Raw genomic sequence first — 22,735 nt, 5'->3', positions numbered from 1 at the left:
CGCATGATTCAGCTCCGCGAATTCGCGAACGAGCCATGCTTCAGCTCCCGCAGCCGCAGCCTTGCCGAGCAGATCGCCGACGCGGTTCGCAGCCGGACCACTCCGCTCAGCCAATTGCTGCGGCTGATGTCGGCGGTCGATGCGCAGGGCGGCGACGCCAGCCTGAAGCAGCTTCTGCGCACCCGGATCGGCGCCCCGCTGGACGCCTGAGGGCTTTATCGCACGCGGTGCCGCCGCGCGCGCTTGCGTGAAGTGTTGGCCTTGCCGTCGATGCGGGCCATGCACGCGTAGTAGATCCCCTTGCCAAGCTCCTCGATGGGCAGGTTCCGGGGATTGGGCGTCGAGAAGACGCGAGACCTCGCCTCGCCGCGACAAGCGGCGTCTTCCGGGCTCCGGATCGGCGGCTCCGCCCGGGCGGCCCCCACGCCGAAGATCGCCAGGGCCGCGAGGCCGAAAGTGATGCGATAGCCCGTTCCGATTCGCTTCATGTCGTTCGCTGGCCGCTCCCTCTTGCACGCAAGATAGTCCCGCCGGATCAACGGTGAAGCTTATCGCGACAAAAAAAGTTCGCGGGCTCACGCAAATCAGTCTCAATGCACCGCGCAAAAGAAAACCGCCCGCAAAGCGGGCGGCGATTTGGTACACGATAGAGCCGTATTGTGCCGGACCGGGCCCGGATGAACCGGGCCAGCGCGCAATTAGCGCTTGGTCTTGGCCTTCGCCTTGCGGGCCGCATAGCGCGCATCGCGCAGGGCCTTCTTGGCTTCCAGCTCGGCGGACTTCCGCTCCTGATAGGCAGCGAGTTCCGCGGCCTCACGGGCGAGCTTGGTGGCGAGTTCGGTTTCCTCGCGGAGACGCTTCTCCTCGGCAGCCTTACGCTCGGCCTCGATTCGGGCGGTCTCGCGCTCGCGGGCGCGCTCGTCACGGGCGCGGGCGACTTCTGCGCGCGCCTGGGCCCGGGCCTTGACCTCGGGGTCATCCGACGGAGGGCGGGCCTTGAACTTGGCCAACAGGGCAGCCTTGGCGGCTGCGGAGCTCTCGCGACGGTCGTTGAAGTTCCTGTAGTCGAATGCGCTCATCGGGCCTTTCTCTTGGGTGCGTCACGCGTCTCGCGGGGACGGCCGGCTCGAATCCGCCGGTCAGCGAAGCTGGTGACCGATCCTCACGTCGTCCCCGAGACGCGGGATCCTCTCGAACCATCGAACCAATCGATGGTTCGACCCGAGCGCTCACGCGAAAGCAAGCGTTCGGGACGAACCAAAGTCGGGAGCAGCGAGCCCTTCGCACGCTCTCCTTACGAAAGGCAACCGGCCCCAGGTGCAATGGACCGGACCACCGCAACAAAAGCCGTGAATCCTTTGAAAGTTTCGACGCCAGATGCCGAAAAGCCTCAGAGCGTCACGCGGGTGCGGCGCAGAACCTGCGCGGAGCCACGTCCGTCGCTCCGATCAAGTACATGCGAGAAATGGGGCGCTGGGCGCCGCCCGGCAAGGCAATGAGCACTGTGCGCGAGCAGTGAAAGCGACCGCACTGCCTCATCCCGGGCATGCTGTGCGAAAAGTTACATGCAACCGGTCACAATGTCGCCAACGGATACATGGCTCCCGAACCAACCCGCGCGACATGCATAAAAGCTAGGCAGTGGCGCGGGTGGGCATGATCGGTCCCCCCGGTGGCGGTGCCCGACGGGTTGGCCGGGGGTTTGCATGATGGCTGTCCCGACCGGGCATGACAGGCCCGGGGCCAGGAGCAGACCCCTTTCTCATGAACGTCGTTCTTCCCAAACTCGGCGCCCGTGCGGCGCTGGCTGGCGTCGTGCTGCTCGCCGCGACCTCCGCGAGCCTCGCGCAGGGCACGCTGCGCATCGGCATGACCGCGTCCGACATCCCCCTCACCACCGGTCAGACCGACAATGGCGGCGAGGGCATGCGCTTCATGGGCTACACGGTCTATGACGGGCTCATCAATTGGGACCTCTCCAGTGCCACCAAGGCCTCCGACCTCGTCCCTGGCCTCGCCGAAAGCTGGACGGTCGACGCGAACGACAAGACCAAGTGGGTCTTCAAGCTCCGCCCCGGCGTGAAATTCCATGACGGTTCGGATTTCACCGCCGACGCCGTAGTCTGGAACCTCGACAAGCTCCTGAAGGCGGACGCCCCCCAATACGATCCGCGCCAATCGGCCCAGGGCAAGACGCGCATCCCCTCCGTGGCGAGCTACAAGGTCGTCGATCCGCTGACGGTCGAGATCGTCACCAAGGCGCCGGACGCGACGCTGCCCTACCAGATCGCCTGGGTGATGATGTCTTCCCCCGCCCAATGGGAGAAGCTCGGCAAGTCCTGGGACGAGTTCGCCAAGCATCCCTCCGGCACCGGCCCGTGGAAGCTCACGCTATTCGCCCCGCGCGAGCGCGCCGAGATGGTCCCGAACACCGCCTACTGGGACAAGAACCGCGTTCCGAAGCTCGACAAGCTGGTGCTGGTGCCCCTGCCGGAGGCCAACGCCCGTGTCGCGGCCCTGCGCTCCGGTCAGGTCGAATGGATCGAGGCCCCGGCGCCTGATGCCATCGCCTCCCTGAAGGGGGCGGGCTTCACCATCGTCACCAACGCCTACCCGCATAACTGGACGTGGCACCTATCCCGCGTCGAGGGCTCGCCCTGGAACGACATCCGCGTCCGCAAGGCGGTGAACCTCGCCATCGACCGCGAGGGGATCAAGGAACTGCTCGGCGGCCTCGCCATCCCGGCCAAGGGCTTCATGCCGCCCGGCCACCAATGGTTCGGCAAGCCGACCTTCGACGTGAAGTACGATCCCGAGGCGGCCAAGAAGCTTCTCGCCGAGGCCGGCTACAGCACGGCGAAGCCCCTCAAGCTCAAGGTGGCGATCTCGGCCTCCGGCTCAGGCCAGATGCAGCCGCTGCCGATGAACGAGTTCGTCCAGCAGAACCTCGCCGATGTCGGGGTGCAGGTCGAATATCAGGTCGTGGAGTGGAACACGCTCATCAACATCTGGCGGGCCGGCGCCAAGGCTGACATCTCGCGCGGCGTCAGCGCGATCAACTACTCGTACTTCATCCAAGATCCCTTCACCGGATTCATCCGGCACCTGCAATGCAACCTCGCGCCGCCGAACGGCACCAACTGGGGGTATTACTGCGACCCCGCGATGGACAAGCTGTTCGATCAGGTCCGCAACACCTTCGACAAGGCCGAGCAGGAGAAGGTCCTGCAGAAGGTCCACGAGAAGTACGTGGATGACGCCCTGTTCGTGATGATCACGCACGATGTGAATCCCCGCGCGATGAGCCCGAAGGTGAAGGGCTTCGTCCAGGCGCAGAACTGGTTCCAGGACTTCTCCAACATCACCATGGCCACCGCGAGTCGGTGAAGACGAACGACCCTCCCCCCACCGGGGGAGGGTGTCCCTGGTGGTCAGATCGGTCCCATGCTCCTCTACATCCTGAAACGCCTCATCACCGTCACCCCCGTCGCGTTCGGGGTGAGCATCGTGTGCTTCCTCCTCGTTCACCTCGCCCCCGGCGACCCGCTCAGCGCCGTGCTGCCGGCGGATGCCACGCAGCAGACTATCGACGACATGCGGGCGGCCTACGGGTTCGATAAGCCGCTGCCGATCCAATACGCGATCTGGCTGTGGCACGTGCTCCATGGCGACCTCGGCGTGTCCATCGCCACCGGGCGCCCCGTCGCGCAGGAGGTCGGCCGCGCGGTCGTCAATTCGCTGATCCTCGCCAGCGTCGCGACGTTGATCGGCTTCACCTTCGGCGTCTTCTTCGGCTTCGTGGCCGGCTATCGCCGCAACTCCATCCTCGACCGGGTGGCCTCGGCCCTCTCGGTCTTCGGCGTGAGCGTGCCGCATTACTGGCTCGGCATGGTGCTGGTCATTGTGTTCTCGGCCACCCTCGGCTGGCTGCCGCCCACCGGGGCGGGGCCGGACGGCTCGGGTAACTGGCGGCCGGACTTCGATCACCTGCGCTACATCATCCTCCCCGCCGTCACGATGGCGGTGATCCCGATGGGCATCATCGCCCGGACGGTACGGGCGCTCGTCGCCGACATCCTCTCCCAGGATTTCGTGGAGGCGTTGCGCGCAAAGGGCCTCAGCGAGTTCGGCGTGTTCAAGCACGTCGTGCGCAACGCCGCCCCGACCGCGCTCGCCATCATGGGCCTGCAGCTCGGCTACCTGCTCGGCGGCTCGATCCTGATCGAGACCGTATTCGCGTGGCCGGGCACGGGCTTCCTCCTCAACGCGGCGATCTTCCAGCGCGACCTGCCCCTGCTCCAGGGCTCGATCCTCGTGCTGGCGATGTTCTTCGTCGCCCTCAACCTCATCGTGGACGTGATGCAGACCGCCCTCGATCCGCGCATCGAGCGCGCCTGAGACAGGAGGAACGGCCATGACTGCCCCCCTCACTGCCGGCTCCGTCGCCCTCGACGGCAACATCACCGCCGCCCCCGACGCCCCGGAGGCCTTCATCGCCTCGCGGGGCTTCTGGGGCCATGTCGGCCACCGGCTGGTGCGCGATCCCGTCGCGATGGCGGCCGGAATCCTTATCCTGATCGTCATCGCCATCGCGATCCTGTCGCCGTGGATCACGCCGATGGATCCGTACAAGGGCTCGATGCTGCGCCGGCTGAAGCCAGTGGGCGACGCGACCTACTGGCTGGGCTCGGACGAGCTCGGCCGCGACATGATCAGCCGGCTGATGCTCGGCTCGCGGCTGTCGCTGTTCATGGGTGTCACGCCCGTGCTGATCGCCTTCGTCATCGGCTCCGGCATCGGCATCCTCGCCGGCTATGTCGGTGGCTGGACGAACACGATCCTGATGCGCACCATCGACGTGTTCTTTGCCTTCCCCTCGGTGCTGCTCGCCATCGCCCTGTCCGGGGCACTGGGCGCGGGCATCTTCAACTCGATCGTCTCGCTCACCTGCGTGTTCGTTCCGCAGATCGCCCGCGTGGCCGAGAGCGTCACCACCGGTATCCGGCGGCGGGACTATATCGACGCCGCCAAGCTCTCCGGCGCCTCGGCCTTCACCATCATGCGGGTGCAGGTGCTCGGCAACGTGGTCGGGCCGATCTTCGTCTACTCGACCAGCCTCATCTCCGTGTCGATGATCCTCGCCTCGGGCCTGTCCTTCCTCGGCCTGGGCGTGCGCCCGCCGGAGCCGGAATGGGGCCTCATGCTCAACACCCTGCGCACGGCGATCTACGTGAACCCCGTCGTAGCGGCCCTGCCGGGCCTCGCGATCTTCATCGTGTCGATCTCCTTCAACCTGTTCTCGGACGGGCTGCGCAGCGCCATGGAGATCCGCCAGTGAGCGTCATCCCGAACGGCCTCGACCCCTTCGCCACCGACCGGGGCGGCCCCGCCCAGCCGCTCCTCTCCATCTCCGGCCTCATCAAGCATTTCCCCGTCCGCAAGGGCACCGGCCCGAAGCGGGTGGTGCGCGCCGTCGATGGCGTCGATTTCGACGTGCTAAAGGGCGAGACGCTGGGCATCGTCGGCGAGTCCGGCTGCGGCAAGTCCACGACGGCCAAGCTCATCATGGGCCTGATCGAGCGCGATTCCGGCGACATGCTCTACGATGGCCAAGCCATCGGCGAGCGGGCGATGCCCTGGCGCAGCTACCGGCGGCAGGCGCAGATGGTCTTCCAAGACAGCTACGCCTCGCTGAACCCGCGCATGACGGTGGAGCAATCCATCGCCTTCGGGCCGAAGGTGAACGGCGTGCCCGGCCGGCAGGCGGTGGAGCGCGCCCGCGCCCTGCTCGCCCGCGTCGGCCTGGAGCCGAAGCGCTTCGCCGGCCGCTACCCGCACGAAATCTCCGGCGGCCAGCGGCAGCGGGTGAACATCGCCCGCGCGCTCGCGCTCGAACCGCGCCTCGTGCTGCTGGACGAGGCCGTCTCGGCGCTCGACAAGTCGGTGGAGGCGCAGGTGCTGAACCTGCTCCTCGACCTCAAGGCCGAGTTCGGCCTGACGTACATCTTCATCAGCCACGACCTGAACGTCGTGCGCTTCATCTCCGACCGGGTGATGGTGATGTATCTCGGCCGCGTCGCCGAGATCGGCCCGTCGGATCAGGTGCTCGCCGCGCCCTCGCACCCCTATACGCAGGCGCTACTCGCCTCGATGCCCTCGTTGGATCCTGACAACCGGACGCAGGAAGCCCTGCTCGCGGGCGATCCGCCGAACCCCATCGACCCGCCCTCCGGCTGTCGCTTCCACCCCCGCTGCACCCTGGCGGAAGGCGTCTGCTCAGCGGTCGAGCCGTCGCTTTCCCCGGTCATGCCCCTGCATCGCGTCGCCTGCCTCGCCCGCCAGCCGGGTTCGGGCCATTCGGCCGCCCCCTCGGAGGCCATCGCGGCATGAGCACGGCACAGGCACGGGACGGCGCGGCCGTCGAACTGTCCGGCCTCCGGGTCGCCTTCGGCAAGACGCAGGTGGTCGATGGCGTCGACCTCAAGGTCGAACGCGGGCAGGCGCTGGCGCTGATCGGCGAATCCGGCTCCGGCAAGAGCGTCACGCTCCGCTCGATCCTGCGGCTGTTCCCGGCAGGGCGCAGCCGGATCGAGGGCAAGATCCTGGCGGCGGGCAAGGACGTGCTCGCCCTCGACACCAAGGCGCTGTCGCATTTCCGGGGCGGCGACGTCTCGATGATCTTCCAGGAGCCGCTGCTCGCCTTCGATCCGGTCTACTCGGTGGGCCGGCAGATCACCGAATCGATCCAGCGCCACGAGAAAATCTCGTCCAAGGATGTGCGGGCGCGGGCGCTCGCCCTGTTCGAGCGCGTCCGCATCCCGAGCCCGGAGCGGCGCCTCGACAATTACCCGCACGAGATGTCGGGCGGGATGCGGCAGCGGGCGATGATCGCCCTGGCGCTCGCCTGCCGGCCGCAGGTGCTGCTCGCCGACGAGCCGACCACGGCGCTCGACGCCACGGTGCAGATTCAGGTGCTGCTCCTGCTGCGGGAGTTGCAGCGGGATCTCGGCCTGTCCATCGTCATCGTCACGCACGATCTCGGCGCGGCGGTTGAGGTCGCGGATCGGATCGCGGTGATGTACGCGGGCAAGATCGTGGAGGTCGGCACCGCCAAGGAGATCGTGCGCGATCCGCACCATCCCTACACGATCGGCCTCCTGCGCAGCCGCGCCGAGGGCGCGATGGACAAGGGCAGCCGCCTCCAGACCATCCCCGGAAGCCCGCCCGACCTCGCCAACCGACCGCCGGGCTGCCCCTTCGCGCCGCGCTGCTTCCTCGCCGAAGACCGGTGCCGGAAGGAGATGCCGCCGGAGGTGGAACTCTCCCCAGGCCACCGGGCGGCGTGTTGGTTCACCGACGAAGCCTCGTCCGCCTATCGCGCCGGGCCGCAGCCGGTGGCGGTGGAAATGGCCTGATGGAATAAGGTGCGCGGATGAACCAAACCGATTCGTCCGAGCGCCTCAACGAGTACGGCCAGCCCATCGGGCCGGCGCTGCCGGATTGGACCCCCCGTCCGCGTCCGCCGCGCACGCCGATGCGTGGCCGGTTCTGCCACGTCGTGCCCCTCGATCCCGCGGCCCACGCGGCGAAGCTCTACGCGCTGTTCAGGTCCGCGCCCGACCGGCGCAGCTGGACCTACCTGATGGACGAACTGCCGGAGACGGAGGCCGCGTTCCGCGAGCGGCTGGACCGTCAGGCGGCGGGGGACGACCCGCTGTTCCACACGATCCTCGACGCGGAGACCAGCGAACCGCTCGGCATCGCCTCGTATCTCCGCATCGACCCGGCCAATGGGGTGATCGAGGTCGGCCACCTGCATTTCGGCCCGAGCCTTCAGCGCAAGCCGGCGGCGACGGAGGCCATGGCCCTGATGATGTCCCGCGCCTTCGATGAGCTGGGCTACCGCCGCTACGAGTGGAAATGCGACAGCCTCAACGCCCCCTCGCGGGCGGCGGCCCTACGCTACGGCTTCTCGTTCGAGGGCATCTTCCGCAAGGCGGTGGTGGTGAAGGGGCGCTCGCGCGACACGGCGTGGTACGCTGTGACCGACTCGGACTGGCCGCGCGTGCGGGACGCCTTCCAGGCCTGGCTCGCCCCGGAGAACTTCGACGCCGAGGGGCGTCAACGCCGAAGCCTCGCGGAGATTCGCGGCTGAGGGGCCTTATCGCCCGGATGCGAGGAACCGGTCGGCACTCCGCAACGCCAGCGCCATGATCGTCAGCGCCGGGTTGGCCGCCAGCGAACTCGGGAAGGTCGAGCCGTCGCTGATCCAGAGGTTGTCGATCTCGAAGCTCCGGCCGAACGGATCGACCACCGCCGTATCGCCGTCATGGCCCATCCGGCAGGTGCCGATCGTGTGGGCCACGCGCTCCAGCACCCAGATGTCCTTGGCGCCCGCCGCCTCCCACAGGTCGCGCATCACCTTGGTGGCGTGGGCGTTCAGACGCTCCTCGTTGGTGGAGTAGCCGAAGTCGATCTGAGCCTTGCGCATCCCCCGCGCATCGACCTCGTCCGACAGGGTCAGCACGTTGGCATCGCAGGGCAGCGTCTCGCCGTTGATGCCGATCCCAGCCAAGTGATTGTAGCGGCCGAGATAGTCGGTGAGCGCCTTGCCCCACAGGCCGCGCCCGCGCGCGACGGCATTGCCGAAGGTGAGCGGCACCACGCCGAGGCTCTGGATCAGGTAGCCGCCCGCGAAGTCGGCGCCCTCGGCGCGGATGAAGTCCTCGGTGATGAGCGCGGAGGGGTAGCCCCGGTTCATCCGCACTTCGTGGTCGAAGGTGCCCCAGACCTGCGTCGCCACATGGCCCATGTAGTTGCGTCCGACCTGCCCGCTGCCGTTGGCGATGTCGTTGTGCAGCAGCAGGCGTGGCGTCTCGACAGCGCCCGCGCAGAGGAAGACCGCCCGACAGCGCTGGCGCGTCTCGCGACCCCCGTGGCTGTAGATCACCGCCGAGATCCGCCCGTCGGCCCCACGCTCGAAGCCGGTGACGAAGCATTCCGGCCGGATCTCGGCGCCGTGCGCGACCGCGAGCGGCAGGTAGGTCACGTCCATGCTCGCCTTGGCGCCGTTGCGGCAGCCCTGGTGGCAGAAGCCGCAATTGATGCAGCCATGGCGCAGGGGCCCGTCCTCGGACTGGAACTCGCGCGAAACCAGGGCAGCGGGCGCATCCGCCCAGCGAATGCCCCGGCTGTCGCAGGCGCCGGCCATGATGTCGGCCGGGCCGTTCCGCTGGACCGGCGGCAGCGGATAGCGGCGGCCTGCGTCCCACGGATAGGTCGGCGGGCCTGACACGCCGAGAAAGGCTTCGACCCGCTCGTAGTAGGGCACAAGCTCCGCGTGTTCGAGCGGCCAGTCGACACCCTCGCCGCTCTCCGTGAAGAGGCGCAGGTCGCGGGCATCGGCGCGGGGCACGAAGGCGCCCCAGTGGAGGGTCGAGCCGCCGACACCCGTGCCGCTGTTGTTGGCGCCGAAGGCCTCCGGCGTCGAGCCGCCGCTCAGGCGCTCGTCGGTCCAGTAGATCTCGTCGGCCAGCGTCTCGTCGAAGGCGAACTTTTCCGGCCGGAAGTTCGGCCCGGCCTCCAGAGCGACGACCGACAGGCCCGACGCCGCCAGCTTGGCGATGACGGGGGCGCCGCCGGCCCCCGTGCCGACCACCACGACATCGACCGTATCGCCCTCGGCGTAAGTCCGCATGGAATCGAGGTTCATCGTGCGGACTCCGAGGAGCGGGGCTCCCAGCTTTCAGGGGAATCGAGGCCGGTGCTGTGGAAGCCCGGCAGGCCGGCGGCCAGGGGTTCGGGGCTGTCGCCGCCCGCGCCGATCCCGGAGAAGCCGATGCTGGCGAGCGCCGCCGGATGGGCGAGATAGAGGCGCACGGCATCCGCCCGCACATCCTCGAACCAGAAGCGCATCCGGTCGGCATTGAGGCGGCCGCCGAGCGAATCCGGCACCGACAGTTTACCCTTCTGCGCCAGCGTCAGGAGCGCATCCTGCCCCGCCTCGTCCAGCGCGACGAAGGGGCGTTCATGGGCGGCCCGCGCCGCCGCATCGAGCGTGCGGAGCGCGGCCCGGTAGGCCTCGGCGTCGGGCGGGAGGGCGACGAATCGCCAGCCGTCGCCGCCGCCGGAGGCCAGCCGCGCATCGAGCCGCGCCGCGACGTCGAGGCCCGGCACGGGCAGCACCCGCGCGAAGACCGCCCGCAGGATCGCAAATTCCACCGCATCGACCGCCTTCGGCGCGTAAGCCGGATCGTCGGGCTCGGCGCGCTGGCGAAGGGTCTCGCGCAGGCGGGAATTGACCCGGTCGGTGGCGATCAGCGCATCGTAATCGGCGGGAATGGGGAAAGTGTTCGGCTCGACGGAGCCGGACATCGAGTCGCGGAGCAGGCGGGCCAGCTCCTCCGGCTTCTCCAACGGCAGCAGATGGGCGACGCCCTCCACCGTGACGAGTCGTCCGTTCGGCAGATGCGGCATGGTCAGCGCCGCCTGGGCGTCGGCACCGAGATCGGCGTCCTCGGACCCGGCGAGGACGAGGGCAGGCATCCGCAGCGTGCCGACGCGGCGGCAATGATCCTCGGTCGACCCGGAGTTCAACCACGCCTTCCAGGCATCGGGGGCGGCACGGAGTACGTCCTCGACCGCCCGGTCCTCGGCCTCGGCCGGGAGCTTCGCGGCGACATTGGCGTGCACGAACGCACGAGCCTCCTTGGCGCGGGTCTCGTCGTCGGCATCGATCCAGGCGAGCATCTTGGCGCGGCGATCCTCGGGGATCGGCTCCGGGCTCGGCGGCGAGCCGGAGATCAGAACGAGGCCCGAAAGCCCCTCCAGCCGGTCGTCACCGTCCTCGGCACGCCGTGCGAGGGCCAGGGCGACCTTGGCGCCCATGCTGTGGCCGGCGATGCGGAACGGCCCCGGCGCGGCGGCGACGATGGCCTCCGTCACGGCGTCGGCCATGGCGTTGATGCCGTATCCCGATTGGCCGCTTGCCGCGCCGAAGCCCGGCAGGTCGATGGGGACGAGGCGTGCCGTGCCGTCGAGGGTGCGCCCGAGGGCCTCCCAGCTTCGGGTGCTTCCGCCTAGAAAGTGGAGGCAGAACAGGGTGTCTGGGGGGCGTCCGGTCATGAGCCGGACATCGCGCGAGCTTAACCGAGTTCAAGTCGGTGCGACATCGCAGGATGGATAATGGCGGGATTAGCCACGGATGATCTATGCTGGCAGGTGGAAGAAGCCTGCCTGAACGCGTGGCCGAGCCCGCGTCACGCCCTCGTCCATGGCTATCTGCTCCGTGCGGCGGGCGGATCCTCGAAGCGCATCAATTCGTGCAATCCCCTGCGCGGGGCGGGCGACCCGGACGCGGCGATCACAGCCAGCGAGGCCATCTATGCCGGGCTGGGGCAGCGGCCGATCTTCCGCGTGCCCGACATCGCGACGCAGATGCTCCCCGGTCTCGAACGCAGGGGCTACCGCGCCATCGGCGAAACCCGAACCCTGTACCGCGATCTCGACGAATGCTCCGAGGCTGAGGTCACTGTGGCGCCGGCCCCTTCATTGGAATGGCTGGCCATCCGCAACGCCGTGAGCGGCCATCACGCCGAGACGGCACGGACGTTCCGGATGGTGACGGAGGCGATCCTGCTGCCGCGCGCCTTCGTATCCGTGGAGGGACCGGACGGGATCGGCGCGATCTGCTTCGGCGTCCGGGCCGGGGCGCTGCTGGTGATCGAGTCGGTCGCCGTGCCGGAGGCCCTGCGTCGGCATGGCTTTGCGCGGAAGGCGGTTGCCGGCTTGATGCGCTGGGGCGCCGAGACGGGTGCCAGCGCCGTCTGCCTTCAGGTCGAGGACAGCAACTCGGCGGCGATCACCCTCTACCAGAGCCTCGGCTTCGAGAGGGAGCTGTACCGCTACCATTACCGGGTGCGGGATTAGGCGTCGAACAGCGTCCCCTGCTTCGCCTTAGGGCTCTTCGCGCGCGGCGCCGGGCGCTTGCCCTTGGCGGGCACGGCCTCGACGGTCCCGTCAGCGAATTGCAGGGTCAGGCGCGGTGCCGCCTCGGCCTCCTCGGCGTGCTTCAGGGGGCGGCCGTCGCCGTCGCGGACCAGGGCGAAGCCCCGGTCGAGCACGGAGCGATAGCTGAGGGTGCCGAGCAGATCGGCCAGCGATTGCAGGCGGCTGTGGCGCCGCTCGATGTCGCGCCGCCTGGCCTGGACGAGCCGCGCCGTCAGCCCGGCGAGGCGGTCGCGGCGGCGGGCCTCCAAGGCGCGGGCACGCTCCAGGCTGGATTCCTTGGCCAGGACGAGGCGGCGGCCGAATTGGGCGACCTGGTCCTCCTTTCGCCTCACCTCGACGATCAGCGCCCGGTGGGTGCGGTTGTCGACGCGTTCCAGGCGCGCGCGGGCCTGGGCGAGGGCGAGTTCCGGCGAGCGGCGGGCGAGCCTGTCGAGAAGCGCCTGAAGCCTTACACGGTGGCGGGCCGCACCGGCCGCCAGCGCAGGAGCGAGGCGCGCCTCCGCGAGATCGAGCCGCTGACGCTTGGCCGCGAGCAGCGCATCGGGGCCGGGCATGGCGCGGGCGAGGCCGCGCAGGTCCGCCCGGTCGCGCTCGATCCGGCGGCGGACGGCGCCGCCGCCACGCGCCGCCAGATCCGCCACCGTGGCGATGAGGTCGGCGCGCACCGGCACCGCCATCTCGGCCGCGCCGGTCGGCGTCGGCGCGCGGCGGTCGGCGACGTGGTCGATCAGCGTCGTGTCGGTCTCGTGGCCCACCGCCGAGATCAGCGGGATGACACTCTCGAAGGCGGCGCGGACGACGCATTCCTCGTTGAAGGCCCACAGGTCTTCGATCGAGCCGCCGCCGCGTGCGACGATCAGCAGATCGGGCCGGGGGATGGGTCCGCCGGGCGTCAGGGCGTTAAAGCCTCGTATCGCGGCGGCGACCTCCTCGGCGGCGCCGTCGCCCTGCACGCGCACCGGCCAAACGAGGACGGGGCGGGGGAAGCGGTCCTGCAATCGGTGGAGGATGTCGCGGATCACCGCGCCGGTCGGCGAGGTGACGACGCCGACGACGTTCGGCAGGAACGGGATTGGCTTGCGGTGCTCGGGGAGGAACAGGCCCTCGGCGGCCAGCATCTTCCGCCGCTCTTCCAGCAACGCCATCCACGCACCGAGCCCGGCTGGCTCCAGGCTGTCGATGACGATCTGGTACGAAGACTTGCCCGCGAAGGTGGTGATGCGCCCGGTGGCGATCACCTCCAGCCCCTCCTGCGGCTTCTGCCGCAGGCGGCCGTAGACGCCCTTCCACACCACGGCGTCGATACGCGCCTGACCGTCCTTCAGCGAGAAATAGGCGTGGCCGGAGCCGTGGACGCCCCGGAAACCGGAGATCTCGCCGCGCAGCCGGACATGGCCGAAGCGCTCTTCTAACGTCTGCTTCAGCGCGGCGGCGAGGTCGCCCACCGACCATTCCGGCTGGTTGCCGGCCAGCACCGACGCGGGCGGCACGTCGGTCGAGAGCGGCGGAGCCTTGAGGCGGGGAGGGGGGACCAGGGGCATCCCGGAGACGCTAGGCGGACCCGGCGTGCCGGTAAAGATGGAAACCCGCGCGGGCGGGAGCATGTACACCCGGAGACACAAAGGGACGGGACGCCATGAACGCCTTCATCGCAGTGGTGCTGGTCTGCGCCAACGGGATCGCCCAGGAAGCCTGCACGGACGCGCAGGCCCTCGAAGTGCGCAAGGTGCGGGTCGCGAACGAAATCGGCTGCGCCACCGGCTGGCAGGAGATCATCGCCCGCACCGACCTGCGCGAGGATATCGGCAAGACCGCCTACCTCAAGACCGAATGCCGGCGGGTCAAGGAGAAGGACTAACCCTCAGCCGATTTCCCGCGCCCGGTCACGGAGAACGAACTTCTGGATCTTGCCCGTGGAGGTCTTCGGCAGGGGGCCGAACACCACCGTCTTCGGCACCTTGTAGCGGGCCATGCGCTCGCGGCAGAAGGCGATGATCGTCTCCTGGCTCGGCACGTCGCGGCCGGGCTTGGCTTCGAGGAAGGCGCAGGGCGTCTCGCCCCAGGTCGGGTCGGGCCGGGCGACCACGGCGGCGAGCATCACCGCGGGGTGGCGCATCAGCACCTCCTCCACCTCCAGGCTGGAGATGTTCTCGCCGCCCGAGATGATGATGTCCTTCGAGCGGTCCTTGATCTCGACGGCCCCGTCCGCGTGCCAGACGGCGAGGTCGCCCGTGGCGTACCAGCCGCCGGCCAGCGCCTTCTCCGTGGCGGAGGGGTTACCGAGATAGCCCTTCATGATCGTGTTGCCGCGCAGACAGATCTCCCCGATCCGGCTGCCGTCCTGCGGCACGGGCTCACCGATCTCGGGATCGGTGACGGTCACGGCATCGAGGGTCGCCAGCGCCACGCCCTGCCGGGCCATGCGCTGGTAGCGCTCCTCGTCCGTCAGGTCGGCCCAATTGGGTTGGGCGAGACAGGCGGTCGCCGGCCCGTAGCTCTCCGTCGCCCCGTAAAGGTGCGTGATGCGGAAGCCCATCTCCTCCATCGTGCGGATGATGGTGGAGGAGGGTGCCGCGCCGCCGACCGCGCAGCGCACCGTCTGGGGGAAGTCCCGCCGCTCGTGCGCGGGGGCGTGGGCGATCATAGACAGGACAATGGGGGCCCCGCACAGATGCGTCACCCCGTGCTCGGCGATCAGCCGGAAGATGTCCGCCGGCTCGACCTTGCGCAGGCAGACCTGCGTCGCGCCCGCCGCCACGCAGGCCCAGGGGTAGGACCAGCCGCTGCAATGGAACATCGGCAGGGTCCAGAGATACACGCTCTCGCCCGACAGCCCGAAGGTCACGGCGTTGCCGAGCGCCTGCAGATAGGCGCCGCGATGGCTGTAGACGGCGCCCTTCGGATCGCCCGTCGTGCCCGAGGTGTAGAGTAGACAGAGGGATTGCCACTCGTCCTCCGGCGGAGCCCAGGCATGGGCCGGGTCGCCCGCCGCGATCAGCGCCTCGTAGGGGAGGGTCTCCGCGATCCCAGCCTCGCCGATGGCGACGACGAGGGGCGGCGCCTCCATCGCGGCCAGCGCCTTTGCGGCCAACGGCGCATGGGCCTCCTCGACGATCAGCACCCGCGCCCCGCCATGCCGCAGGGAGAAGGCGATGGTCGCCGGGTCGAGGCGGGTGTTGAGCGGGTTCAGCACCGCGCCGAGCATCGGCACGGCGAAATGCGCCTCGACCATCTCGGGGATGTTGGAGGCGAGGATCGCCACCGTGTCGAGGCGCCCGATCCCCCGCGCAACGAGTGAGGAGGCGAGGCGGCGGCAGCGTTTGTAAAGGGCGGCGTAGGTGAGGCGGCGCTCACCGTCGATCACCGCGACGCGGGCGCCGAAGGCCGCCGCCGCGCGGGCGAGCAGGCTCACCGGCGTGAGGGACACGTAATTCGCCGCCCTGCGTTCCAGCCCCGCTTCGAAGCGGTGCGCGGCCCCGCCGGCTGGCGTTATCGGGGTGTCCGTCATGACGGCCCTCTCGGTCAGGCGGCGGGCGTAGCGTTCGCCCCTTGGCGCCATGATTTCGAGGGCGGCTCCGCTGTCAATCGCGCGGGGCGGCGGGATCGAATAGGCTGCATCCTCCGTAACGAGTCGTGGGCTGCCGTCACCGCGATGCGGTTGACGAGATGCGCCGTCGTGTCAAATGCCACGCTGCCGGGGCGAACCGGCTTCGTCGCGCGCGGGAGCGGAACGTGAACAACGACAACCTTCCGGCCACCTCGGATGCGATGCGCCGTGAAATGGCCGAAAGCGCCGTCGCCAAGGCCCGCGAGGCGTATGAGCGCTACGCCCATGCCGGCGAGCAGGCGCTGAACGCCTTCGAGGCCTCCATGGCCCAGGCCTTCGAGGGCTGGAAGCAGGTGGCGGGCTCGACCCGCGAGGCGGCGACGCAGCTTACAGACAGCAACGTCGCGGGGGCCCGCAAGGCGCGGGAGCAGTGGGAATCGGCCGGCGCGCGCCTCTACAACGCCTTCGAGGACAACGCGAGCCAGATGCTCTTCGCCATGCGCGAGATCGGCCACCGGATGCTCGTCGCGTCGGACACGAACGTGCGCGCCTCCCTCGACTTCGCGGAACAGCTGGCCTCCACCTCCGATCCGCGGGAGATGCTGCAATTGCAGGTTTCCTTCATGCAGGACCAGTCGCGCCGGATCACCGATCAGGTGGTCGATCTGCACCAGACCACGTCGCGCCTCGCACGTGAGGCCGCCATCCGCGCCGAAACGCGGTGACGATGCTGCTGCGGAGCCGCCCGCTGCGGCTCGATGAGCTGAGCGAAGCGGATGTCCCATTCCGCACGGGGCATTTCCTCGCCTACGCGCCCAAGGACTTCCACCGCATCGCCTATGTCGATTGGGGCGATCTGGAGAGCCGCCGCGTAGTCATCTGCGTCCACGGCCTGAGCCGGCAGGGGCGGGATTTCGACCCGCTCGCCTACGCGCTCGCCAAGATGGGCTACCGGGTGATCTGCCCGGATCTGCCGGGGCGGGGCCTCTCCGGCTGGCTGCGCGATCCCGAACTCTACGCCCTGCCGCAATACGCCGCCGACATGGCCGCGCTCACCGCCCACCTCAATCTGAAGGGCGAGATCGATTGGATCGGCACCTCCCTCGGGGGCCTCACCGGCATGGTGCTGGCCTCGGCGCAGGACACGCCGATCCGCCGCCTCGTCATCAACGACATCGGGCCTTTCCTGCCCTGGGCGCCCATCCGCCATATCGGCGACCGACTGCGGGACGCGCCGCGCCTGCACCACAACCTCGCCTCCGGTGAATCGCGCCTGCGGATCGTGCTCGGCGCGTTCGGGCCGCTCACCGACGAGCAATGGCGCCACATCGCCATTCACAGCTTCTTCCCCGAGCCGACCGGCGGCTGGCGGCCGCATTACGACCCCGGCATCGGGCAGGCCTTCCGGCCGGGCCGGGTCTACAGTGTGAGCATGTGGCGCGATTGGGACGCGATCACCTGTCCCGTTCTGCTGCTGCGCGGGGTCGAGTCGGACCTGCTCCTACGCGAGACGGCCGACGAGATGACCCGGCGGGGTCCGCGCACCTACCGCGTCGAGATTCCCGGCTGCGGCCACGCCCCCGCGCTCCTCGATCCCGACCAGATCCGCATCGTCACGGACTGGATGGGCCCGGCGGTCTGACGGCGCCCGCGCAAAAACCCCGCTGCGGCGAGGCCGCGCGGGCGAGTCGAGCCTGGGCAAAAACGAGCAAAGCCGTGGCGGGAGGGCTGAGGTGGGGCGTCTCGCGTGTTCGAAGTCGTGCCTGGAAGGCCGCTTCCATGCCCCTGGGGCCGCTCCCGTCCGGTTATCCGTCGAAAGGCCGCTAGGTTACGGGCCGAACGGTCCCGCGCCCATCAAGGCGGCATCCTGCTGAGGTGGAGTCATGCCTGTCTCCTTCAGCTCGTTGCGAGTAATTCCCTGGTCATCCGCACTATCCATTGGGTAACGGATGACCCGTGCCCGCATCCGCGAAGCACTTGAAGAGACTGCGCCCGTCCCGCGACCTCGTCAACTCGAAAAATGAAGCCGTCTTCGCTTTCGTACGACCTTAAGAAACCGTCAGGCTTAAGTCATGCACAGCATGACGCCGATTGTTTAGGCCGCAATTGAACAGGCCCGTCCTCTACTGTCGTTGGGCCTCGACCGTCGTGTCGGGTTTGCCGGCGATGCGGTCGCGGAGATCCATGAACCAGGTCGGGGGTGTGGCGCGTCCGTCGCCCACCACCACCGTCGCGGTCATGCCCGCCACCAGGGGCACCTCCGGCGGCACCCGGTCGATCTTGATGCGGACCGGCACGCGCTGGGCAAGGCGCACCCAGGTGTAGACCGGGTTGACGTCCGGCAGGCCCTGCGTGCTCGCGGTGGCGTTGGCGGTGGAGATGCCGAGCGTGATGCTCGCGACCGTGCCGTTCAGGTGCTGCGGATAGCCCATCAGCGCCACATCGGCCGAGGCGCCGACCTGGATGTTGCGCATCTTCGTCTCCTCGAAATACCCGTCGATCCAGTAGGAATCGGTATCGACGACGTTGACGTTCGAGCTGCCGCTGCGGGCATAATCGCCGACCCGCATGAGCAGGTTGGTAACGCGCCCGTTGACGGTGGAGCGGACCTGCGTGCGTTCCAGGTTGACTTTGGCCTGCCGCAGCTGTGCCTGTGCCGCCTCAAGAGCCGCCGAGGCAATCTTGGCGTTGCCGGCGTAGATCTGCTTCTCTTCGATGGAGGTCGAGACGGTGGACAGCGCTTCGCGCCGCGCGGCCTGGGCGCTTTTCACCGAGAGGTCGGCCTCACGGTTCTTCACCTCGGCGTCGGCCGACGACACGGCGACCTGAAAGTCGACAGGGTCGATGACGTAGAGGATGTCGCCCTTCTTCACGTTCTGGTTGTCGGCCACCTTCACAGCGACGATCTGGCCGGAGACCTGCGGGGCGATGTTGGCGACCTGCACGCGCACCCGCCCGTCGCGGGTCCAGGGCGCCTCGACGTAGAATTGCCAGACGAACGCAGCCGCCACGAAGGCGACGATCAGGATCAGCCCCGTCGCGGCGAAGCGAAACACCTTCGCCGCCCGGCTGCGCCCGGTGGCCTTGGTGAAGCGGGCATGCGTGGCGGGCGGATCGACCGGCGGCGGCGCGGATTTTCCGTCCTCCGACTCGGCCGGCGCGACCTTCTTGGGGTCGTCCTCGTCTGCGGTGGTCTGCGGCATCAGGTCAGGGCAATCAGCAGGGCGAGGACGCAGACATAGATTCCGGCCTCGGCGAGGGGGGCGTTCGCGACGTAGCGGCTGAGCCGGATGCGGGCGAAGAGGAAACGGAGCGCGAGCAGGATAGCAAAGGCGACGAGGGCGTAACCCACGAAGGACGAGATCAGGACCCCGCCGAAGTGGATATCCTCGTGCATGACCAGTCTTGCCGCCTCTATCTCAGAACGGAGCGATATCGAGCCGCTGTAGAAAGCGTCGATGGTGCGCAATGGTTCGAGCCGCGCTGACGAGATCGCTCACCGCCCGCGCGGTCAGGAGCCGCACGCCCCGGTCTTCGCCCCGCGCGCTGCCGAGCAGGGCCTGCGCGGATAACTCCAGGGCGCGGTCGTCGCCGCGTGCCAAAGCGTTGCGGGTGCCGGGGATCACAGCCCGCAGGGGCTCGATTTGCCACAGGGCGCGCAATTCCGCATGCGCCCGCGCCGCCGCCGCTTCGAGCCGGGCCAGGGTGAAGGCGTGGCTGAGGTTCGCCTTGCGCACGGCGCTGTTGCCGGAACTGTAGCCCGCGAACTGGAAGAGGCGGTCGGCATTCAGGCTGGTGCGGGTCGTGGCGTCGCCGCCCTCGCCGAGCAGGGCATCGGCCAGGGACCGCTTGGCGGAATCGAGGGCGAAGACCCGCTGCTGCACATTGTTCACCGGCAGGACGAGCCGCACCACCACGCCGAGGATCACCGCCGCCACGAGGACGAGGAATGCGTTCAGCAGGAAGGTGAGGGCGTCGTAATCCTGCGGGTTCGAGGGGCTGAGCAGGACGGGGAAGAACACGATCAGGATGAAGCCGATGCCGAAGGTCTTCTGGTTCAGCGACAGGAAGCAGCCTAGATAGATGACCGGCGCCATCACCAGGGCGAGCATCGGAAAACCCTGCACGCCATTCAGCAGGGTGAAGCGGGCGATGCCGGCGAAGGTCGCGGCGAGCGTCATGCCGATCATCACGCCGTTGGCGAACTTCTTCGGATCCGGCGTCACCGACGACAGCGAGGAGGTCGCAGCCACCTGTACGAGGGCGAAGGAGGCCTGCGGCAGGCCCAAGGCCACGAAGCTCGCCGCCGTGACGGCGAAGCCGATCACCACCCGCATCGCCCCGCGCGCCGCCACGGGGAAGTCGCGATGGGTCGGCAGGCGCGCATCGCGGAGGGGTTCGTGTCCGTCGGCCAGCGCCTTCAGCCCGTCCAGGGCGAAGGTCGCCGCGCAGGCGAAATCGAGGGCGCGCTGCAGCACGACGATCTCGTCGATGGGGCGGTCGGCGTCGCGGATCGCCTCATCGACCAACTCGCGCAGGCGTTCGTCCTCCGCGTCGAGCCGCGCCGGGTCGGGACCGGCGGCGATGCGGCGGCAGATGGCGAGCGCTTCCTCGACGGCCGGCGACGGCTCGCGCAGATGCGCTGCCGCCGCAGCCACGGTGCGGATCGCGGCCGCCATGGCGTAGAGCGCCGCGATGCAGCTTCGTGCCCCGCTCGCCCGGAAGGGCCCATCATCGAGTTCCCCGGCGATGGCGCTGGCATCGGCGCGCATGGGCGCGATCTGGCGGATCAGCGCCGCCGTGCGGACGACGCCGAGAGCGCCCTTCTCCAGCGTTTCCGTCGCGTAGGCGCGGGTCGCATCCCAAGCCGACGTGAGCGTCGGCAACAAAGAACGCCACGTGCTCGGGGAGGCGAGGGCATCGTTGATGAAGGTGATCGCGACGATGCCGATGACGATGGCCGCCACGCGCGCGGTCGCCGCGTCGAACGTGTCCTGCGGCGTATCGATCTGCGCCAGCGCGACGATGCCGACCGTGTAGCCGGAGAGCATGGCCCCGTAGGCGCGGGTATCCTGCAGGTATTGCGCGACGAGCACGCAGAGGCCGAGCCAGACCGCGACCGAGGTGAGGAGCAGCACCCGATCCTGGCCGAACAGGGCGATGAAGACGATGGAGACGGCCGCGCCGATCAGCGTGCCGACGAGGCGGTAGACCGCCTTCGACAGGGCCTGTCCGCGTTTGGGCTGGGCGAGAATCGCGACGCAGGTCGCGGCCGAGGAGGCGCTTTCCAGCTGAAGCCAGAAGGCGACCCCGAGGGCCAGCATCATCGCCAGCCAGATTCGCGTCGCGAAGGCCCAGGCCGGAAGCCTGGGCACATATTGATCGACGGCATCGATCAGCCGGTCGAGGCGAGAGCCACCGGCCGGCGCGGCACTGTCGAGCCGCGCGTTCATCGTCCCACACTCCAGGCTGAGCCGTTAAGCAGGCGTCAACGCGCGCGCAGTCACCGGAGTTTCAACGCCGCGCCGCCGCAGCCGGTCAGGCCTTGTCGTGACCCTTCAGCCGCTTGTTGCACTTGCTCCAGAATTGCGGCCACTTCGGCCCCTCGGTCGCCTTCTGGGCGTCGGTGAGGGCGCGCCATTCGGTGCCGCAGGTCTTCTGCCGCTCGCGGGCGGCGGCTTGCCCGGCGCTCGGCGTCTTGGCGGACGGCGCGGTCTCGGCGGGGGCGGGCTCCTTGGCGAAAGCCGCCGGGGCGGCGGCGAGGGACAGGGCGAGACACGCAGCCCTGAACAGACGGTCGTTCATCGTAGCGTCCTGGTCACCGCCGACACGGGCGGCGACGGAAACGGGGCATGGAGACCGGCCGCCGGTCGAGCGCGAACCGGCGTTGCGCACAGGATCGTCCTCTCACGAAGGCGTGAGACAATCTGGGCGTGTGGCTTGAGCGGCGGGGCAAAATCGTCTTCATTCGCAACCGCACAGGGTCCGTCCGGGATTGCCTGAAGGGAAGCGATTGATGGCAGCGGTCAACGCCCGGCCGATCGACGTGCACACGTGGAGCACGCCGAACGGCTGGAAGGTTCCGATCATGCTGGAGGAGTGCGAACTCCCCTATCGGATCGTGCCCGTGAACATCGCGAAGAACGAGCAGTTCGCGCCCGACTTCCTGGCGATCTCACCCAACAACAAGATCCCGGCCATCGTCGATCCCGAAGGCCCCGGCGGCCAGCCGATCACCGTCTTCGAATCGGGGGCGATCCTGCAGTATCTCGGGCGCAAGACCGGGAAGCTCTACCCGGCCGACGAGCGCGCGCGGGTCGCGGTGGACGAGTGGCTGTTCTGGCAGGTGGCGGGGTTCGGGCCGATGCTCGGCCAGACGCACCATTTCACCATCTACGCGCCGGAAAAGGTGCCCTACGCCATCGAGCGCTTCACCGCCGAGGCCAAGCGGCTCTACGGCGTGCTGGAACGGCGGCTCGAAGGCCGAGAGTACATCGCCGACCAGTTCTCCATCGCCGACATCGCGACGGTGACGTGGGCCAAGCTCAACTTCAAGCAAGGTGTCGAGATCGGCACCCTGCCGAACGTCGCCCGCTGGCTCGAGCGGGTGCTGGCGAGGCCCGCCGTGCAGCGGGGCCTCGCCGCGATCTAGGCGGTCAGTTCTTGTTCGACGCCTGCTGGTTGACGACCGGCACGCGCGTCCAGGTCTGCGAGCCGCAGAGCACCTTCAGGAGGCAGCCCGAGACGCTGAGTTCGGACTCGCTCTCGCGCTCCACGCTCACGTCGTAGGTCTTGCCCTCCTCGACGTTGTAGATCTGGCCCGAGAACTTGCCGTCCTCCGGCCGCAGGCCCTCGATCAGCTGAAGGCCGATCACGGGGCGGGCGCGCTTCTTCGGGTCAGGGTTCTTGATGTCGGTGCGCGGGGCGCCGGTATCCGTCGTCGGCACCTTCAGCCACACGACCTTGCCGCAGACATGGGACGCGTTCGCGCCGCAGCGGTCGATCTGGATCTTGGCGCGGCCGTCGCCGGTCAGCCACGTGCCGGAGGGATCGCGGGGCGTCTCGGCCTGGACGGCGCCGAGGCCGGCCAGAAGGAAAGCGGGGCTGAGGGCGATGCGCAGGATCGGCTTCATGGGCAGCTCCGGATTCTGATAGGCCCGGCGTTGCGCCAGGCCCGAT

The 22,735-nt window shown here is 68.9% G+C and carries 23 protein-coding genes; 12 read left to right on the top strand and 11 right to left on the bottom strand.

What is annotated here, in order from left to right:
* The first annotated feature begins 3 nt into the window (after nucleotides 1-3).
* Entirely contained in the window at nucleotides 4-210 is a 207-nt protein-coding gene (locus tag MKK52_RS21430) for a hypothetical protein (RefSeq protein WP_243957424.1), read from the top strand.
* Nucleotides 211-215: 5 nt separating this feature from the next.
* Here the strand turns inward: MKK52_RS21430 and MKK52_RS21425 are convergent, their stop codons facing one another.
* A complete protein-coding gene (locus MKK52_RS21425) occupies nucleotides 216-488 on the bottom strand; it encodes a hypothetical protein (protein WP_243957422.1) in 273 nt (90 codons plus the stop codon).
* Between the two features lie 210 nt (nucleotides 489-698).
* Nucleotides 699-1,079, bottom strand: coding sequence for a DUF6481 family protein (locus tag MKK52_RS21420; RefSeq protein ID WP_243957420.1), 381 nt, complete (start codon nucleotides 1,077-1,079; stop codon nucleotides 699-701).
* A 685-nt stretch (nucleotides 1,080-1,764) separates the two neighbouring features.
* Here MKK52_RS21420 and MKK52_RS21415 point away from each other — a divergent pair.
* Genes MKK52_RS21415 through MKK52_RS21390 form a run of 6 tightly spaced genes read left to right on the top strand, consistent with a single transcriptional unit; the run spans nucleotide 1,765 to nucleotide 8,155 of the window.
* Entirely contained in the window at nucleotides 1,765-3,387 is a 1,623-nt protein-coding gene (locus MKK52_RS21415) for an ABC transporter substrate-binding protein (protein WP_243957419.1), read from the top strand.
* 57 nt (nucleotides 3,388-3,444) lie between these two features.
* The gene (locus MKK52_RS21410; protein ID WP_243957413.1) at nucleotides 3,445-4,398 is read left to right on the top strand and encodes an ABC transporter permease; all 954 of its coding nucleotides are present in this window, start codon (nucleotides 3,445-3,447) and stop codon (nucleotides 4,396-4,398) included.
* Between the two features lie 16 nt (nucleotides 4,399-4,414).
* A complete protein-coding gene (locus MKK52_RS21405; RefSeq protein WP_243957411.1) occupies nucleotides 4,415-5,338 on the top strand; it encodes an ABC transporter permease in 924 nt (307 codons plus the stop codon).
* A complete protein-coding gene (locus tag MKK52_RS21400) occupies nucleotides 5,335-6,390 on the top strand; it encodes an ABC transporter ATP-binding protein (RefSeq protein WP_243957409.1) in 1,056 nt (351 codons plus the stop codon). The genes MKK52_RS21405 and MKK52_RS21400 overlap by 4 nt, the downstream gene beginning before the upstream one ends.
* A complete protein-coding gene (locus MKK52_RS21395) occupies nucleotides 6,387-7,415 on the top strand; it encodes an ABC transporter ATP-binding protein (RefSeq protein ID WP_243957407.1) in 1,029 nt (342 codons plus the stop codon). Before MKK52_RS21400 ends, MKK52_RS21395 begins: the two co-directional genes overlap by 4 nt.
* A 17-nt stretch (nucleotides 7,416-7,432) precedes the next feature.
* Entirely contained in the window at nucleotides 7,433-8,155 is a 723-nt protein-coding gene (locus tag MKK52_RS21390) for a GNAT family N-acetyltransferase (protein WP_243957405.1), read from the top strand.
* 6 nt (nucleotides 8,156-8,161) lie between these two features.
* On the opposite strand, the gene MKK52_RS21385 is transcribed toward MKK52_RS21390, so the two are convergent.
* Nucleotides 8,162-9,712: a GMC family oxidoreductase gene (locus MKK52_RS21385; RefSeq protein WP_243957403.1), complete on the bottom strand. Its 1,551-nt coding sequence runs from the start codon at nucleotides 9,710-9,712 to the stop codon at nucleotides 8,162-8,164.
* On the bottom strand, nucleotides 9,709-11,124 hold the full coding sequence (locus MKK52_RS21380) for an alpha/beta hydrolase (protein ID WP_243957401.1): 1,416 nt from the start codon (nucleotides 11,122-11,124) through the stop codon (nucleotides 9,709-9,711). The genes MKK52_RS21385 and MKK52_RS21380 overlap by 4 nt, the downstream gene beginning before the upstream one ends.
* Before the next feature lie 60 nt (nucleotides 11,125-11,184).
* Here MKK52_RS21380 and MKK52_RS21375 point away from each other — a divergent pair, with 60 nt between their 5' ends.
* Nucleotides 11,185-11,928, top strand: a complete 744-nt coding sequence (locus MKK52_RS21375; protein WP_243957399.1) for a GNAT family N-acetyltransferase — start codon at nucleotides 11,185-11,187, stop codon at nucleotides 11,926-11,928.
* Here MKK52_RS21375 and xseA read toward each other — a convergent pair.
* Nucleotides 11,925-13,550: an exodeoxyribonuclease VII large subunit gene (gene xseA, locus MKK52_RS21370; protein WP_243957397.1), complete on the bottom strand. Its 1,626-nt coding sequence runs from the start codon at nucleotides 13,548-13,550 to the stop codon at nucleotides 11,925-11,927. The two genes, MKK52_RS21375 and xseA, sit on opposite strands and share 4 nt — an antisense overlap.
* Before the next feature lie 95 nt (nucleotides 13,551-13,645).
* Between xseA and MKK52_RS21365 the strand changes: the two genes are divergently transcribed.
* Nucleotides 13,646-13,867, top strand: a complete 222-nt coding sequence (locus MKK52_RS21365; RefSeq protein WP_243957395.1) for a hypothetical protein — start codon at nucleotides 13,646-13,648, stop codon at nucleotides 13,865-13,867.
* A 3-nt stretch (nucleotides 13,868-13,870) separates the two neighbouring features.
* Here MKK52_RS21365 and MKK52_RS21360 read toward each other — a convergent pair whose 3' ends face one another.
* A complete protein-coding gene (locus MKK52_RS21360) occupies nucleotides 13,871-15,517 on the bottom strand; it encodes an AMP-binding protein (protein WP_243957393.1) in 1,647 nt (548 codons plus the stop codon).
* A gap of 224 nt (nucleotides 15,518-15,741) precedes the next feature.
* On the opposite strand from MKK52_RS21360, the gene MKK52_RS21355 reads away from it, so the two are divergent.
* Entirely contained in the window at nucleotides 15,742-16,281 is a 540-nt protein-coding gene (locus MKK52_RS21355) for a phasin family protein (RefSeq protein ID WP_243957391.1), read from the top strand.
* Between the two features lie 2 nt (nucleotides 16,282-16,283).
* Nucleotides 16,284-17,198: an alpha/beta fold hydrolase gene (locus tag MKK52_RS21350; protein WP_243957752.1), complete on the top strand. Its 915-nt coding sequence runs from the start codon at nucleotides 16,284-16,286 to the stop codon at nucleotides 17,196-17,198.
* A 481-nt stretch (nucleotides 17,199-17,679) separates the two neighbouring features.
* Here MKK52_RS21350 and MKK52_RS21345 read toward each other — a convergent pair whose 3' ends face one another.
* The 4 genes from MKK52_RS21345 to MKK52_RS21330 all read right to left on the bottom strand — a co-directional run bounded on the left by MKK52_RS21345 (nucleotide 17,680) and on the right by MKK52_RS21330 (nucleotide 21,361).
* Complete coding sequence (locus MKK52_RS21345) at nucleotides 17,680-18,759, bottom strand: HlyD family secretion protein (protein ID WP_243957389.1); 1,080 nt, start codon at nucleotides 18,757-18,759, stop codon at nucleotides 17,680-17,682.
* The gene (locus MKK52_RS21340) at nucleotides 18,759-18,953 is read right to left on the bottom strand and encodes a DUF1656 domain-containing protein (RefSeq protein WP_243957387.1); all 195 of its coding nucleotides are present in this window, start codon (nucleotides 18,951-18,953) and stop codon (nucleotides 18,759-18,761) included. Before MKK52_RS21340 ends, MKK52_RS21345 begins: the two co-directional genes overlap by 1 nt.
* 22 nt (nucleotides 18,954-18,975) lie before the next feature.
* Nucleotides 18,976-21,009: an FUSC family protein gene (locus tag MKK52_RS21335; RefSeq protein ID WP_243957385.1), complete on the bottom strand. Its 2,034-nt coding sequence runs from the start codon at nucleotides 21,007-21,009 to the stop codon at nucleotides 18,976-18,978.
* An 85-nt stretch (nucleotides 21,010-21,094) separates the two neighbouring features.
* Nucleotides 21,095-21,361: a hypothetical protein gene (locus MKK52_RS21330; RefSeq protein ID WP_243957383.1), complete on the bottom strand. Its 267-nt coding sequence runs from the start codon at nucleotides 21,359-21,361 to the stop codon at nucleotides 21,095-21,097.
* Between the two features lie 211 nt (nucleotides 21,362-21,572).
* On the opposite strand from MKK52_RS21330, the gene MKK52_RS21325 reads away from it, so the two are divergent.
* Nucleotides 21,573-22,208, top strand: a complete 636-nt coding sequence (locus MKK52_RS21325; RefSeq protein WP_243957381.1) for a glutathione S-transferase family protein — start codon at nucleotides 21,573-21,575, stop codon at nucleotides 22,206-22,208.
* A gap of 4 nt (nucleotides 22,209-22,212) precedes the next feature.
* Here the strand turns inward: MKK52_RS21325 and MKK52_RS21320 are convergent, their stop codons facing one another.
* On the bottom strand, nucleotides 22,213-22,677 hold the full coding sequence (locus tag MKK52_RS21320) for a DUF2147 domain-containing protein (RefSeq protein ID WP_243957751.1): 465 nt from the start codon (nucleotides 22,675-22,677) through the stop codon (nucleotides 22,213-22,215).
* Nucleotides 22,678-22,735: the final 58 nt, after the last annotated feature.

The sequence above is a fragment of the Methylobacterium sp. J-067 genome, from assembly GCF_022829465.1.
GTDB classification, from domain to species: domain Bacteria; phylum Pseudomonadota; class Alphaproteobacteria; order Rhizobiales; family Beijerinckiaceae; genus Methylobacterium; species Methylobacterium litchii.
The sequence above is the reverse complement of the archived record's forward strand: the minus strand, read 5'-3'. Positions and strand labels throughout refer to the sequence as shown.